Origin of the sequence: Cryobacterium sp. PH29-G1, assembly GCF_030063365.1 — a bacterium.
Lineage (GTDB): Bacteria > Actinomycetota > Actinomycetes > Actinomycetales > Microbacteriaceae > Cryobacterium.
The window spans coordinates 85,755-99,524 of the sequence record NZ_JASISY010000009.1 but is presented as its reverse complement, the minus strand read 5'-3'; the positions used below and the strand labels follow the sequence as shown (position 1 = coordinate 99,524).

Below are 13,770 nucleotides of genomic sequence, written 5' to 3'. Positions count from 1 at the left end.
GGGGGGGGGGGGGGGGCGCCCCCCCCCCCCCCCCCCCCCCCGCAACTCCCGCCCGTCGCGGTACGCGGGAGTTGCGGCCACGCCCGAACTCCCGCGTACCGGCGTACCTCCCGCGCAAGGCGGCGCGAGGCAGCGGATGCCCGCCACAGCAACTCCGCGCACCTGCATAATCCGCGTGCGCTGGCCTGGATGTCGTGCACCGGCGTGAATGCCGTGCACCGGCGTGATTTGCGTGCATCGGGCCCACCTTATGCAAGTGGGCCCATGATCTAGCATGGGCCCACTTTCCGGGCCCGGGCCCGGGCAAAGGAGGGCGGGCGGGGCGAGAAGGCGGGCGGGCGGCGCGGGGGCTAGACGGGCGGGGCGGGGATTACTACCAGGGGGGACTGGATGTTGAGCACGATGGAGTGGCTCACCGAACCGAGCAACAGCTTCGTGACGCCCTTGAGCCCGTGGTTGCCCACCACGAGTAGAGCGGCACCGTGGGCGGCGTCGAGAAGCGCCGACTGCGGGGCGCCGCGCAGCAGCGAGGCACGAATGTGGAGTGCCGGAAACCGCCGCGACACCGCGAGCAGCGACTCGTCGAGGATGCGTCGATGCGAGCTCTCGATGGACTGCAGAAACCGGGCGTCGGGCTGGGACGTGTCGCGCCACACCAGCGGTTCCTGCCAGGCGTGGATCGCGTGCAGTTCCTGGCCGGTGCGATCGGCCTCCGCCGCAGCGAAGTCCACGGCGGCCGCCGAAGCGGCCGAACCGTCGACGCCGACCACGATGCCCGTCCGGTTCATGTTGTCACTCTCCGGAATGATCGCGACCGGTCCGTTGGCCGAACTGGCCAGCCGGGCGCCCAGCGACCATTCATAGCGCAGGGTTGATCCGCGGCGGCGGTGAGTTCCCACCACGACGAGGGTGTCTGCGCCGCTCAACCCGCGCAACTCCGCGATCGGGTCACCCGAGCGCAGATCGGCGTGCACGGTGAGTGCCGCGTGCTGTTGGCCCACCCGGTCGGCCTCATCCGTGAGCACCTCGCGGGCGCGCTCCACCGTGGACTCCTCCACGAAGTAGTCGGCCGATGACACCGTGTGATCGAGGACGTGCACCAGGGTGAACTCGCCGCCGTCGGCGGATCGGGCGAGGGCCCAATCCAGGGCTGATTTGGCGGGGTCCGTTCCGTCCCAGGCCACCACAGTCTGGCTCGGTGTGGGTGTGTGCGTCATGAGCTCGATCCCTCCCGTGGTGCAGCAGCACGAGGGGGATCTCGTGACCATCACCAACGACTAATACTCAGATTAGTCACGACCGGTTCCCCCGCGTAGGGCCTTAAGTCACGTCGCGAACTATTGTCACGCGGTGTCGAGCGAGCCGGTGTTCAGAAACGGATGCTGCGGCGCGGCGGTCGACCGTTGCAGGAGCACGGCACCCCACGCCTCGGCGCGGCGAACCTCGCCCGGCACCAACGCAATGCTCTTGGTCACCAGAAAACTCGTCGCGCCGGACACCAGATCGGCGCCCGCTTCGAGGAGGTGCTTGCCGATGCTCTTGGCGGCGTGCCCGGTCAGCAACACCGGCCCCTCCTGGCGGGTGTCGAATGCTGCGGCCCGGCAGGTCAGCCCGTGCAGGGAGTCGAGCCATTCCCGCACTCCGTTGCCGGCGGCATCCGCTTCGAGATGGAGGATGTGCTGGGGTGTGACGGCGGCGTCGATGGCGCCCCGCCGGGTGCTGGGCCGACTCATGCCGTGCACGTGGGTGGGGCCGCCGACCACGAGCAGGTCAATATTGCTCAGGTCCACTCCAGCCGCCTGGCTGGCGGGGATCAGGATCACCTCGGCCGGCGCCAGGCCGCGCCCGATCGCCTCGGCGACGAGACGGGTATTGCCGTACATCGATTCGAAAACGATCAGGGCGCGCATGGTGCCTCCAAGAGATTATTGCGAACTAACGGGAAATGACAACCTTGAGCGCCTTGGTTTCGGCGGCGCGACCGAAGGTGTCGTAGGCCTCAAGAAACTGGTCGAAGCTGAAGTGGTGCGTGGCTAGCTTCTCGGCCGGCAGCTTCTTGCTCGCCACGAGCTTGAGCAGCATCTTCGTGGTGTTGGCGTTGACCAGTCCCATGCTGATGTTGATGTTTTGAATCCACAGGTTCTCGAGGTGCAGGTCGACGGGCTTGCCGTGTACGCCCACGTTGGCGACGTTGCCGCCCGGGCGCACGATCTCGGTGGCCATGGTGAAGGTCGCCGGAATGCCGACGGCCTCAATGGCCACATCCACCCCGGCGCCGTCGGTGAGCGCCAACACCTGGTCTTTCCAATCGGCGGCACCGGACACGACCGTGTCGGTGGCACCGAAGTCGCGAGCCCGCTCCAGGCGGTTCTCGTCGAGGTCGATCGCGATGATGGTGGCGGCCCCGTAGAGGCCGGCGGTGGCGATGGCAGCGAGGCCAACCGGGCCCGCGCCGATCACGGCGACCACATCGCCGGGCTTGACCCGGCCGTACTGCACGCCGATCTCGAAACCGGTCGGCAGAATATCGCTGAGCATGACGCCCTGGTCGTCGCTGACCCCCTCCGGCAGCTTGTGCAGGGAGTTGTCGGCGTAGGGCACGCGCACGAACTCGGCCTGGGTGCCGTCGATGAGGTGACCGAACACCCAGCCGATGCCTGAGGCACCCTCGTCGCCGAGACAGTGCGAGTAGAGCCCGTTGCTGCAGTTGCTGCAGTGGCCGCAGCTCTTGATGCAGGAAATGATGACCCGGTCGCCGACCTGCAGGTTGCTCACCGCCGAGCCGACCTCGGTGATCGTGCCGACACCCTCATGGCCGAGGATGCGTCCCACCGTGACGGCGGGAACGTCGCCCTTGAGGATGTGCAGGTCGGTGCCGCAGATGGTTGTGGTGTCCACACGCACGATGGCATCGGTCGCACTGTGCAGCGTCGGGTCGGGAACGTCGGTCCAACTCTTCAGGCCGGGGCCGCCATAGACAAGTGCCTTCACGGATATCTCCTTGATTCGCGAAAATGGGCGGCTGATCCACCCGTCATAGTTACGGTACGACCGAAAAGATCGTGCGACTAGGGTCGAAAGTCCCCTCGCGTCGCCTTCGCCGGTTGCCACCAAATATCAGCCCAATCGGGACTTCCGGCCCTATTGGTTCGATGCGTTGGCTGACAGGATGGACTCAAGGCGATGGGCATCAGCTTTTCGCTCGTAGCGGGATTGCACTGCTGCGCCCCCCGATTTAGAACGAGGTAGAGCGATGAACCGGACGATCGTGGTTGGCATTGATGATTCAGCTGCCGGCGAGACCGCCCTGGCGTGGGCCATGACCCGGGCCGAGACGGTGAAAAGCCCGGTGACCCTCATGCACACCGTGTACGAAACCTGGCTGGCCGACGGTTATGGCTACTACGATTCCATCCTCGACGCGGAGAAGAAGCTGCTCGCCGACGCCGCGGAGCGGGCGGCGACCCTGGCCCCCACTGTCGTCACCCAGACCGAGCTGCGTACCGGCAGCGCCCCGCGCGTGCTCAGCGAGTTGTCGAAAGACGCTGCTCTCATCGTCGTGGGCACGGACCAAAAGGGCCGGGTTGAGGGCGAGCTGTTCGGCAGTGTGAGCCTGCAGATCGCCGCCCTGTCGACCTGCCCCGTCGCCGTCATCCCCGCGCTGCCCGATGAAGTGCGCTCCGGTGTGTACGTCGGCGTCGATGGTTCGGCTGACTCTGTCGCCGCGGTGGCGTTCGCCGCCGCGGAGGCTGACCGCACCGGCCAGGAACTGTTCGCCCTCTACGCGGTGCGCCTGCCGAATCGTCGGGTGCTGCGCAGCATCCCCGCCGACGCCGTGAACGAGCGGATGGAGGAGGAACGCGTCGTGCTGTCGGAGAGCGTGGCCGGCCTCACCGAGCACTATCCGGACCTCGTGGTGCACCAGATTCTCGAATCCGATGAATCACCGGCGCGGGCGCTTGTCTCTGCCGCCAAGCACGCCCAATTGCTCGTCGTCGGCACTCGGGGTCGCGGATCGCTGCAGCGGCTGCTGATGGGATCGGTCAGCCACGAGGTGCTGCTGCACATCACCTGCCCGACAATTGTCACCAGAACCACCCGTTCGTAGGGTTAACCCCCCGAAGTCATGCCAAGGTTAGAACACCAGATGGCGTGCTGAAGGGGGGTCGACCACGATGACGGATCAGACCGCCACCGAACTTGCCCTCACTCAGGACCGCATGCGCGGTCTGCTTGACGCCGTCGTGTCGGTGGCTGAAGACCTCAGCCTGGAGGCGGTACTCGAACGTGTCGTCACCGCGGCCTGCCAGCTCGTGCAGGCCCGGTACGGCGCACTCGGCGTGATCGGCTCCGACCAGGCGCTCAGTCACTTCGTCACCGTCGGCTTCGACGAAGAAACCGTGCATCGAATCGGTCCGCTTCCGGTCGGGCACGGCGTGCTGGGTCTGCTCATTCGCAAACCGCACCCCATTCGCCTGCACGACCTGCACGACCACCCGGACTCGTTCGGGTTTCCCGCCCATCACCCGCCGATGAAGTCCTTTCTGGGCGTTCCGGTGCGCGTTAGAGACACCGTCTTCGGCAACCTTTATCTCACCGAGAAAATGGGGGGCGGCGACTTCACCGACGAAGACCAGGAGCTGGCCGTCGCGCTCGCCGCAGCCGCTGGCGTCACGATTGAGAACGCCCGCCTCTACGACGAAGCCCGGGCCCGCGGACGCTGGCTCGAAGCGGTCGCTGCCATGAGCCGCGACCTGCTGCGACCCGACGACGGCGAGAACGGCCTCGACGTCGTCGCCGAGCGGGTGCTCGCGGCGTCTGGTGCCGATCTGGCCGTGATCGGTTTTCCGACCGATGACAGCCTGTACTGCGCGGCTGCGGCCGGCGCCACGACGGGCAGCAGTGGTACGGCAGCCGGCCTGGTCGGTACGACCGTGCTGTTGCAGACCGACGTTCTGCGCGAACTGCAGGAGACCGGCCGGTCTCTGTCGCTCGCCACGCCGCCCCTGCAGAGTACGGATGCCGCTCCCGAATCCGCCGCCCCGTGGTCGCAGCTGGGCTCCACGCTCATCGCAGCGCTCGGGCCGGCCGGCGCGGGACAGGGCGTGATCCTGCTGTCGCGGGCGCCGGCATCCGCTGCGTACAGCGTCACCGACGTGGAGATGAGCGCGGTGTTCGGCGCTCAGGTCTCGCTCGCCCTTGAACTGGCCTCGGTGCACCGTATGCGCGAAGAACAGGCCGTGCTCGGCGATCGCGACCGCATCGCCCGCGACCTGCACGACCTGGTGATACAGCGGCTGTTCGCGGCCGGACTGAGCATGCAGAGCCTGCGGCGGTTCACGAATGATCCCATCGCGTTGGAGCGCATCAACGCCGTTACGACCGAGCTCGATGACACCATTCGAGAATTGCGCGACACGATCTATTCGCTGCGCGGAATGGCCCAGGACACCGGCACGCTGAGCAGCCGCATTCTGGGCGTGATCAAGGAGGGGGCGCAGAGTATGCCGTTCGCTCCGCGCATCCGCTTATCGGGACCGATTGATTCGCCGCTCGCCGACGATCTGAGCAGCAGCCTGCTCGCGGTACTTTCGGAGGGGCTCAGTAATGCTGCCCGGCATTCCCAAGCGAGCTCGATCGACATTTCGGTTGATGCCCAGCTGGATCGCATCAAGGTCGTCATTGCGGACAACGGGTGCGGTTTCAACAAGCCCACGCGGCGCAGCGGCCTGGACAATCTCAAGGAACGTGCGGCGCTGCTCGGCGGTAAATTCTCGGTGCGCAGCACCCCGGGCGAGGGAACCCGGCTGCGCTGGTCGGTGCCGGTGCCGGAAATTACCGTTGGTGTGCGTCTCCACGTTTCGCAACGTACACGGCAGCCTGGGTTCGGCGTTGAAAATCTAGCTTCGCCAGCATCGACGACACGTAATTCTTAACCGTCTTCTCGGCTAAAAACATGGTCTGACCGATTTCACGGTTGGTCAGGCCCCCGCCGATCAGGTCGAGCACCTTGCGCTCCTGCGCGGTGAGTGACGCCAGTCGGGCGTCTTGCGGGTCGGCCAGACCGGCGATGATGCCGGCCTTCACCGCCGGGTCGAACAAGGATTCACCGGCGGCGGCTCGACGGATTTTACCGAGCAGGTCGGTGCTGCGGATTTCTTTGAGCACGTAGCCGGCCGCGCCGGCCAGCACCGCGCCACGCAGCGCCTGTTCGTCGTCGTAGCTGGTGAGAATAAGGCACTGCTGTGCGGGATCGACCGAGCGTACGTCGCGACAGACCTCGATGCCGGTGCCGTCGGGCAGGCGGGCGTCGAGAATAGCCACATCGGGCTGTAGCTGCAGAATCATGCCGATGGCTTCCGTGGCCAGTCCACTGTCGGCGACGACGTCGAAGCCTTCGCCCTCGAGCAGTTCGCGCAGGCCGCGGCGCACCAGCTCGTGGTCGTCGAGAATGAAAACGCGAATGGGAGCGGCGTCGGTCACCTCGGCCGTCGTCGGGGCTGCGCTGGGTGGCAGGTTCATGGTGATCCTTCGGATGGGGCCGGGCAGTAACTATTAACGCTCTGGGTGTTAACAGTGTTGCGCGCGGTCACGCCCGGAGACTAGGGCCAAAGGTCCGTTCCTTAGGAACGCACCAGGCGGGCGATGGCCGCCGACGCCTCCGTCATCTTGGCCTCGGCTTCGGCGCCGCCGGCCATGGCCGCGTGCAACACGCAGTGATTGAGGTGGTCGTCGAGCAAGCCGAGGGCGACCGATTCGAGCGCGCTCGTCATGGCCGAGATCTGGGTGAGAATATCGATGCAGTACTTGTCGTCGGTGACCATGCCCTGCAGCCCGCGGGCCTGCCCCTCGATTCGGCGCAGGCGCTTGAGGTAGGCATCCTTATTGGAGATATAGCCGTGCGGGCCGTCGTGGGTCTCACCCGGGTCTGACTCGGTCATCACACTGTCCTCTGCATCGTTCGGAACCATACCCACACTTTACCCCCTCGGGGTATAGGGTGGACAAGTACCCCCAAGGGGTATCTCCGAATGAATGCTCATTCGGGGGTTGAAGTCAGTGAGGTTTGACTATGAGCACCACCACCGCCTATTCCGTTGCAGGAATGACCTGCAACCACTGTGTTGCGAGCGTGACCGAAGAGATCGGGCTCATCGCGGGCGCCGAAAACGTGAGTGTTGACCTCGTTAAGGGCGGCACCTCGCGGGTGACCGTCACGAGCGCCGATGCGCTGGACCGCACCCTGGTTGCCGCCGCCGTCGAGGAAGCAGGCTACCAGCTGGTAGCCGCCGCCTGATGGCCGCCGACCTCGGCCAGCCGGTCGACCTTCTCGTGGGCGGTATGACCTGCGCCTCGTGTGCCGCCCGCATTGAGAAAAAACTGAACCGGATGCCCGGCGTCTCCGCCACGGTCAACTACGCCACCGAAAAGGCGAGCGTGGTGTTGCCCGCCGATACGAGTATTGACGATGCCATCAAGACCATTGAGGCCACCGGCTACACGGCCGAGCGGCCGCTGCCGCCCAGCGTGGCGGCCACACCCGAAGGCGCGCCAGACGCCGCAGCCCTCGAGGTGTCGGCCCTGCGCCAACGCCTGATCATCTCGAGCGCGTTGGCCCTGCCGGTGGCCGCCCTGTCGATGATTCCCGTGCTGCAGTTCACGAACTGGCAGTGGCTGGCCCTGACCCTCGCGGCCCCAGTCGCCGTCTGGGGTGCCTGGCCATTTCATCGCGCCGCCTGGGTGAACGCTCGCCACGGCGCTGCGACCATGGACACCCTGGTGAGCGTCGGCGTGCTCGCCGCGCTCAGCTGGTCGCTCTACGCCCTGTTCTTCGGTCTGGCCGGTGCTCCCGGCATGACCATGAGTTTCGAGTTCTCGGCGACTCCGGGTAGCGGCGCCAACGAGATCTACCTCGAGGTGGCATCCGCTGTCACCGTGTTCATTCTGGCCGGTCGCTACGCGGAGGCGCGCGCCAAGCGCAACTCCGGTGCTGCCCTGCAGGCGTTGCTCGAGCTCGGCGCCAAAGAGACCACGCTGCTGCGGGATGGTGTGGAGAGCCGCATCAGTACCGCGCAGCTCGTGGTCGGTGACCAGTTCGTCGTACGGCCGGGCGAGAAAATCGCGACCGACGGCGTGATCGTTGATGGCGCATCCGCTATCGATGCGAGCCTGCTCACCGGCGAATCGGTGCCGATCGAGGTGGGACCCGGTGACAGTGTCGTGGGTGCCACCCTGAACTCCGGCGGGCGGCTCGTGGTGCGGGCCACCCAAATCGGTGCCGACACCGAACTGGCCCATATTGGGCGCATGGTGGAACAGGCCCAGACCGGCAAGGCCGAGGTGCAGCGCCTCGCTGACCGGATCTCCGGAGTGTTCGTGCCGATCGTGATCGGGCTGGCCCTGGCCACCCTGGCCGGCTGGTTGCTGGTCGGCGCCGGCGCGGCGATGGCCTTCACCGCGGCCGTGGCGACTCTGATTATTGCCTGCCCCTGCGCGCTCGGGCTGGCCACGCCGACCGCGCTGCTGGTGGGAACCGGGCGTGGCGCACAGCTGGGCATTCTGATCAAGGGACCCCAGGTTCTGGAATCCACGCGCCGGGTCGACACGATCGTGCTCGACAAGACCGGCACGGTCACCACCGGGCGAATGACCCTCTCGACCGTTGAGGTGTACGAGTGCGGTGACGAAGATGAGCTGCTGAAACTGGCCGGGGCGGCCGAGAGCGGGTCGGAGCATCCGATCGCTCGCGCCATCACCCAGGGAGCGCGCGCGCGGATCGGCACGCTGCCGGACGCGACCACGTTTGCGTCGGAGCAGGGGCTCGGCGTGCAGGCCACGGTGGAGGGACGCGAGATTCTGGTCGGACGACCGGCCTGGCTCACCGACCGGTGGCACATCACCGTTCCGGTCTCGATGCAGGCCATGATGGCCACCGCCGAGGGGCTCGGAAAAACCGCCGTCATGGTGGCCTGGGCGGGCCAGGTGCGTGGCGTGCTCACCGTCGCCGACACGATCAAGCCCACCAGCACCGCCGCGATTGCGCGCTTTCGTGCGCTCGGTCTGACGCCCATGCTCGTGACCGGTGACAATGAGATCGTGGCGCGCAGCGTCGCGGCCGAGTGTGGCATCACCGACGTGACCGCCGGAGTGCTGCCCGCCGATAAGGCCAAGGTGATTCGGGAGTTGCAGGCGCAGGGCCACGTGGTGGCGATGGTGGGTGATGGCGTGAACGATGCCGTCGCGCTCGCGACCGCAGACCTAGGCATTGCCATGGGGTCGGGCACGGACGTCGCGATCGAGGCGAGCGATTTGACCCTGATGCGCAGCGACCTGCTCGCGGCGGCGGACGCCATCCGCTTGTCTCGGCGTACCCTCGGAACGATCAAGGCCAACCTGTTCTGGGCCTTCGCCTACAACGTCGCGGCGATTCCGCTCGCGATGGCCGGGCTGCTGAACCCGCTGATCGCCGGTGCCGCGATGGCACTGTCGTCGATCTTCGTGGTGACCAACAGCCTGCGCCTGCGAGGTTTTCGGGCGCTCCCCGCCTAGCGCCCGCTCCAGTTTCCGGGCCTGCTCCTGTTTCCGGGCCCGGGCCCGGAAACTGGGCCCAGGCTAGATCATGGGCCCGGTTGCATAAGGTGGGCCCTGAGCGAACGGATGCCGCCAAACCGGCTCGCGAGTTGTGCGGCGATACCCGCTGGGGCATCCTGATACTGGAGGCAAATGTGAAAATTGTTATCGTAGGCGGAGTTGCCGGTGGCATGTCGGCGGCTACCCGATTGCGTCGACTCGACGAGACGGCCGAGATCATCGTGTTCGAACGCGGCCACTATGTGTCGTTCGCGAACTGTGGCCTGCCCTATTTCGTCGGGGGAGTCATCCGCGATCGCCGTGAGCTGCTGTTGCAGACCCCCGAATCCCTCCAAGACCGCTTCGCCCTCGACGTGCGCATCGACACCGAGGTCGTGCAGATCGACCGCGTGGCCCAGACCGTCTCGGTGCGCAATCTGCTCACCGGTGCCGAGAGCGTCGAAGACTACGACCGTCTCGTGCTCGCCGCCGGTGCCACGGCCCGCTCCGCCGCGACCGACAGCGCCATTCCCACGCACACGCTGCGCACGGTTGACGACGTCGATCACATCACGGCGGTTCTAGCCGACGTTCATGCCGACGGGGGCACGGCATCCGCTGTGGTCATCGGCGGTGGATTCATCGGTCTCGAAGCCGTCGAAAACCTGGTGCACCGCGGCCTGCACGTGACCCTCGTGCAGCGTGGGCCACAGATTTTCACCCCGCTCGATGGCGAAATGGCCGCGCCGGTGCTCGATCGGGTGCGCGAGAGCGGCGTCGATGTGCGATTGAATACCACCGTCACCGGAGCCGCTGAGCCCGGCAGGGTGGGGCTCAGCGACGGCACGACGGTGCCCGCCGACCTCGTGATCGACGCCAGTGGCGTAACGCCCGACGTGACGCTCGCCGAGCAGGCGGGCCTTCGAATCGGTGAAAGCGGCGGCGTCTGGGTCGACGGCACGCAAGCCACCAGTGACCCGCGCATCTTCGCGGTCGGCGACGGTGTTGAGAAAACGGATGCCATCGACCGCTCCGGCGTGCTCATCACCATGGCCGGACTCGCCAACCGCCACGGGCGTTCCGTCGCCGACAGTATTTCCGGCACCGCCGAGCATGCCGCCCCGGCTCTCGGCACCGGAATCCTCGGAATCTTCGGCCTGACCGTGGCCCTGGTCGGGTGGAGCGAAAAGCGTCTGATCGCGGCCGGCCGCGCCCACCGCATCGTGCACACGCACCCCTCCAGCCACGCCGGTTACTACCCCGGCGCGGAGGGGATGTCCATCAAGCTCCTGATCGATGCCGAGTCCGATGCCATTCTCGGTGCCCAGATCGTGGGCGGTGCCGGGGTGGACAAACGCATCGACGTGCTCGCGGTGGCGATGGCGGCGGGGTTGGGGGCATCCGCTTTGGCCCGCCTGGAGCTTGCCTACGCGCCGCAGTATTCCTCGGCGAAGGACCCGATCAACCAGCTCGGCTACGTCGCCGACAACCTGGCGCGGAAAACCAGCGTGAACGTGCAATGGCACGAGCTGGCGGAGGCGCGCGTCTCGGGCGCGGTGCTCGTGGACGTGCGATCGGCGGGCGAATTTGCCGCCGGCAACATTCCCGGTGCGCTCAACGTGTCGCTCGATGAGCTGCGCGATCGGCTGGGGGAGCTGCCGCGGGTGCGGCTGATCGTGCACTGCCAGGTCGGCCAGCGCGGGCACACCGCAGCGCGTATTCTGTCTCAGCATGGATTCGACGTGCGCAATCTCGACGGCGGCTACCGCACCTGGCTCGCCGGAACATCTAGCCTTAGTTTGTCCCCCACCGTTGAAAGGGTTCTGGTATGAAAGAAATCACCGTCACCGAGCTGTCCACGCTGACCGCACCCGTCGTTATCGACGTGCGCGAAACGTGGGAGTACGACGAGGCCCACGTGCCCGGCGTAACGAACATTCCCATGGGCGAGGTCGTTGCGCGAATCGGCGAGATTCCAGCGGATGTGCCGGTGCACGTCATCTGCGCCGCCGGCGGACGCAGCGGGCAGGTGGCCGAATACCTGGCCGCGCACGGCCACGACGCCATCAACATTGCCGGGGGTACCGGCGCCTGGCGGCAGGCCGGCCTTCCCGTTGAGCAGGGGGCCTGAGATGGCGATCGAAGCCGCTGTTGACCCTGAGCTTGGCGCCGCTGCTGCGGCCGTCGCCACGCAGGCGGCCGAGCAGAAGAAGATTCTGAACCGGTTGCGGCGCGCGCAGGGCCAGCTCACCGCGGTGATCGCCGCAGTCGAGGGCGGCGGCAACTGCCGCGACGTCGTCACCCAGCTCGCCGCGGTGTCGAGCGCTTTGGATAAGGCGGGCTTCGTCATCGTGTCCACGGCGATGCGCGATTGCCTGGCCAACCCCGACAACGAGAACTCGCTCACCGTGCCGGAGCTGGAGAAGTTGTTTCTGACGCTCGCGTAGCAGCATCCGCTTGCCGGGCCCACCTTCTGCAAGCGGGCCCATGATCTATCGTGGGCCCGCTTTCCGGGCCCGGGCCCGGGCAATTAAGAGAGTTAGGGGCGGGCGAGCAGGAGCTCGGCGAGCAGATGCTCGACTCGGGCCTTGATCTCATCGCGAATCGGCCGTACGCTCTCGATCCCCTGACCGGCCGGGTCGTCGAGCTGCCAATCTTCGTAGCGCTTGCCCGGAAAGATCGGGCACGCGTCGCCGCAGCCCATGGTGATGACCACGTCGGCCTGCTTGACCGCCTCGATCGTGAGAATCTTCGGCACGTTTCCGGCGATATCGATGCCCTCTTCGGCCATCGCTGCGATCGCCACCGGGTTGATCTGCTCCTTCGGTTCGGAACCGGCCGAGAACACGTCGACACGCTCCTCGGACAGCGCGGTCAGAAAGCCGGCGGCCATCTGCGAACGGCCGGCGTTGTGCACGCAGACGAACAGTACGGAGGGTTTCATAGAACTCTTCTTTCTCGAGGGTGAACTAAACGAGGGTAACGGAGGGAGCGCGCTCTAGGCGAGGGTGCGCGCGGATGCCGCGGCCGGCGTCGCCGCGTCGGCCGCCGGCATCCGCTCGGCGAACAGCCGGGGCTTGAGCCAGAGCGCAACGTAGACCAGGGCGACGAGGGCCGGAACCTCGATCAGCGGGCCGACGATGCCGGCCAGAGCCTGGCCGCTGAGCGCCCCGAACGTGCCGATTGCCACGGCGATCGCGAGCTCGAAATTGTTGCCGGCAGCCGTGAAAGCGAGGGTTGTGGTGCGCTCGTAGGTCATGCGCAACAGGCGTCCGGTGACAAACCCGACGCCGAACATGACCGCGAAGTAGACCAGCAGGGGCAGCGCAATGCGGGCGACGTCGATGGGGTGATCGATGACTTGCTGGCCCTGCAGGGCGAACAGCATGACGATCGTGAACAGCAGTCCCCAGAGCGCGAACGGACCGACCCGCGGCAGAAAACGTGCCTCGTACCAGTCGCGGCCGCGCCTCGCCTCGCCGATGCGCCGCGACAGGTACCCGGCCAGCAGCGGTATGCCCAGGAACACCAGCACGCTCGCGGTGATCGCCCAGATCGAGAACGACGCGCTCGTCGTTGACAGGCCGAGCCAGGCCGGCAGCACCTGCAGGTAGAACCAGCCGAGCGCGCCGAAAGCCACCACCTGGAACACCGAGTTGACCGCCACGAGAAAGGCGGCCGCTTCCCGGTCGCCACAGGCCAGGTCGTTCCAGATCAGCACCATGGCGATGCACCGGGCCAGTCCCACGATGATGAGGCCGGTGCGGTACTCCGGCAGGTCGGGCAGAAAGATCCAGGCCAGGGCAAACATGAGGGCCGGGCCGACGAGCCAGTTCAGCAGCAAAGACGAGATCAGCAGGCGCTTATCACCGGCTACGGCACGGGCATCCGTGTAGCGTACCTTGGCGAGCACCGGATACATCATGACGAGCAGGCCGATGGCGATCGGCACGCTGACCGAGCCGATCGTGAAGGCGTGCAGCAGCTCGCCGACAGCCGGCACGTACACGGCCAGCAGCAGGCCCAGGCCCATGGCGGCGAGGATCCAGACGGGCAACAGCCGGTCGATCGCGCCGAGCCGAGTGGGGGAAGTCGCAGTACTGTTCACGAATCTCCAGAAATTTCTGACAGCGTGCGGTACCGCAAAGCGCGGTAACATTGATCGTTGTCGATGCCTACGCTAGAACACTGCATCGACCA

General features: G+C 66.6%; 14 protein-coding genes. 7 read left to right on the top strand and 7 right to left on the bottom strand.

All coding sequences use genetic code 11. The features are described from left to right. Positions 1–350: 350 nt before the first annotated feature. The 3 genes from QMK22_RS12390 to QMK22_RS12380 form a co-directional block, all read right to left on the bottom strand. Complete coding sequence (locus tag QMK22_RS12390) at positions 351–1,217, bottom strand: universal stress protein (protein WP_283497954.1); 867 nt, start codon at positions 1,215–1,217, stop codon at positions 351–353. A gap of 126 nt (positions 1,218–1,343) precedes the next feature. After that, on the bottom strand, positions 1,344–1,910 hold the full coding sequence (locus QMK22_RS12385; protein WP_283497953.1) for a flavodoxin family protein: 567 nt from the start codon (positions 1,908–1,910) through the stop codon (positions 1,344–1,346). A 25-nt stretch (positions 1,911–1,935) separates the two neighbouring features. Beyond that, positions 1,936–2,991 carry a zinc-dependent alcohol dehydrogenase family protein gene (locus tag QMK22_RS12380; protein ID WP_283497952.1) on the bottom strand — a complete coding sequence of 352 codons (1,056 nt, stop codon included), beginning with the start codon at positions 2,989–2,991 and terminating at the stop codon, positions 1,936–1,938. A gap of 262 nt (positions 2,992–3,253) precedes the next feature. On the opposite strand from QMK22_RS12380, the gene QMK22_RS12375 reads away from it, so the two are divergent. Beyond that, the gene (locus QMK22_RS12375; RefSeq protein WP_283497951.1) at positions 3,254–4,108 is read left to right on the top strand and encodes a universal stress protein; all 855 of its coding nucleotides are present in this window, start codon (positions 3,254–3,256) and stop codon (positions 4,106–4,108) included. Between the two features lie 67 nt (positions 4,109–4,175). Next, complete coding sequence (locus QMK22_RS12370; RefSeq protein ID WP_283497950.1) at positions 4,176–5,936, top strand: GAF domain-containing sensor histidine kinase; 1,761 nt, start codon at positions 4,176–4,178, stop codon at positions 5,934–5,936. Here the strand turns inward: QMK22_RS12370 and QMK22_RS12365 are convergent. Both QMK22_RS12365 and QMK22_RS12360 read right to left on the bottom strand, forming a co-directional pair. After that, the gene (locus QMK22_RS12365) at positions 5,836–6,522 is read right to left on the bottom strand and encodes a response regulator (RefSeq protein WP_283497949.1); all 687 of its coding nucleotides are present in this window, start codon (positions 6,520–6,522) and stop codon (positions 5,836–5,838) included. The two genes, QMK22_RS12370 and QMK22_RS12365, sit on opposite strands and share 101 nt — an antisense overlap. A 101-nt stretch (positions 6,523–6,623) precedes the next feature. After that, on the bottom strand, positions 6,624–6,941 hold the full coding sequence (locus tag QMK22_RS12360; protein ID WP_283497997.1) for a metal-sensitive transcriptional regulator: 318 nt from the start codon (positions 6,939–6,941) through the stop codon (positions 6,624–6,626). Between the two features lie 131 nt (positions 6,942–7,072). On the opposite strand from QMK22_RS12360, the gene QMK22_RS12355 reads away from it, so the two are divergent. The 5 genes from QMK22_RS12355 (at position 7,073) to QMK22_RS12335 (ending at position 12,017) form a co-directional block, all read left to right on the top strand. Further along, on the top strand, positions 7,073–7,297 hold the full coding sequence (locus QMK22_RS12355; RefSeq protein ID WP_283497948.1) for a heavy-metal-associated domain-containing protein: 225 nt from the start codon (positions 7,073–7,075) through the stop codon (positions 7,295–7,297). Then, a complete protein-coding gene (locus QMK22_RS12350; protein WP_283497947.1) occupies positions 7,297–9,549 on the top strand; it encodes a heavy metal translocating P-type ATPase in 2,253 nt (750 codons plus the stop codon). The genes QMK22_RS12355 and QMK22_RS12350 overlap by 1 nt, the downstream gene beginning before the upstream one ends. Positions 9,550–9,725: 176 nt before the next feature. Beyond that, the gene (locus tag QMK22_RS12345; RefSeq protein WP_283497946.1) at positions 9,726–11,402 is read left to right on the top strand and encodes an FAD-dependent oxidoreductase; all 1,677 of its coding nucleotides are present in this window, start codon (positions 9,726–9,728) and stop codon (positions 11,400–11,402) included. Next, positions 11,399–11,701 carry a rhodanese-like domain-containing protein gene (locus QMK22_RS12340; protein WP_283497945.1) on the top strand — a complete coding sequence of 101 codons (303 nt, stop codon included), beginning with the start codon at positions 11,399–11,401 and terminating at the stop codon, positions 11,699–11,701. The genes QMK22_RS12345 and QMK22_RS12340 overlap by 4 nt, the downstream gene beginning before the upstream one ends. 1 nt (position 11,702) lies before the next feature. Continuing rightward, positions 11,703–12,017 (top strand): metal-sensitive transcriptional regulator, encoded by a 315-nt coding sequence (locus tag QMK22_RS12335; RefSeq protein WP_283497944.1) that lies wholly within the window; start codon positions 11,703–11,705, stop codon positions 12,015–12,017. A 92-nt stretch (positions 12,018–12,109) separates the two neighbouring features. Here QMK22_RS12335 and QMK22_RS12330 read toward each other — a convergent pair whose 3' ends face one another. Together QMK22_RS12330 and arsB are read right to left on the bottom strand one after the other, a co-directional pair. After that, on the bottom strand, positions 12,110–12,514 hold the full coding sequence (locus tag QMK22_RS12330) for an arsenate reductase ArsC (RefSeq protein ID WP_283497943.1): 405 nt from the start codon (positions 12,512–12,514) through the stop codon (positions 12,110–12,112). A 54-nt stretch (positions 12,515–12,568) separates the two neighbouring features. Further along, positions 12,569–13,729 carry an ACR3 family arsenite efflux transporter gene (gene arsB / locus QMK22_RS12325; RefSeq protein ID WP_502857617.1) on the bottom strand — a complete coding sequence of 387 codons (1,161 nt, stop codon included), beginning with the start codon at positions 13,727–13,729 and terminating at the stop codon, positions 12,569–12,571. Between the last annotated feature and the right edge of the window lie 41 nt (positions 13,730–13,770).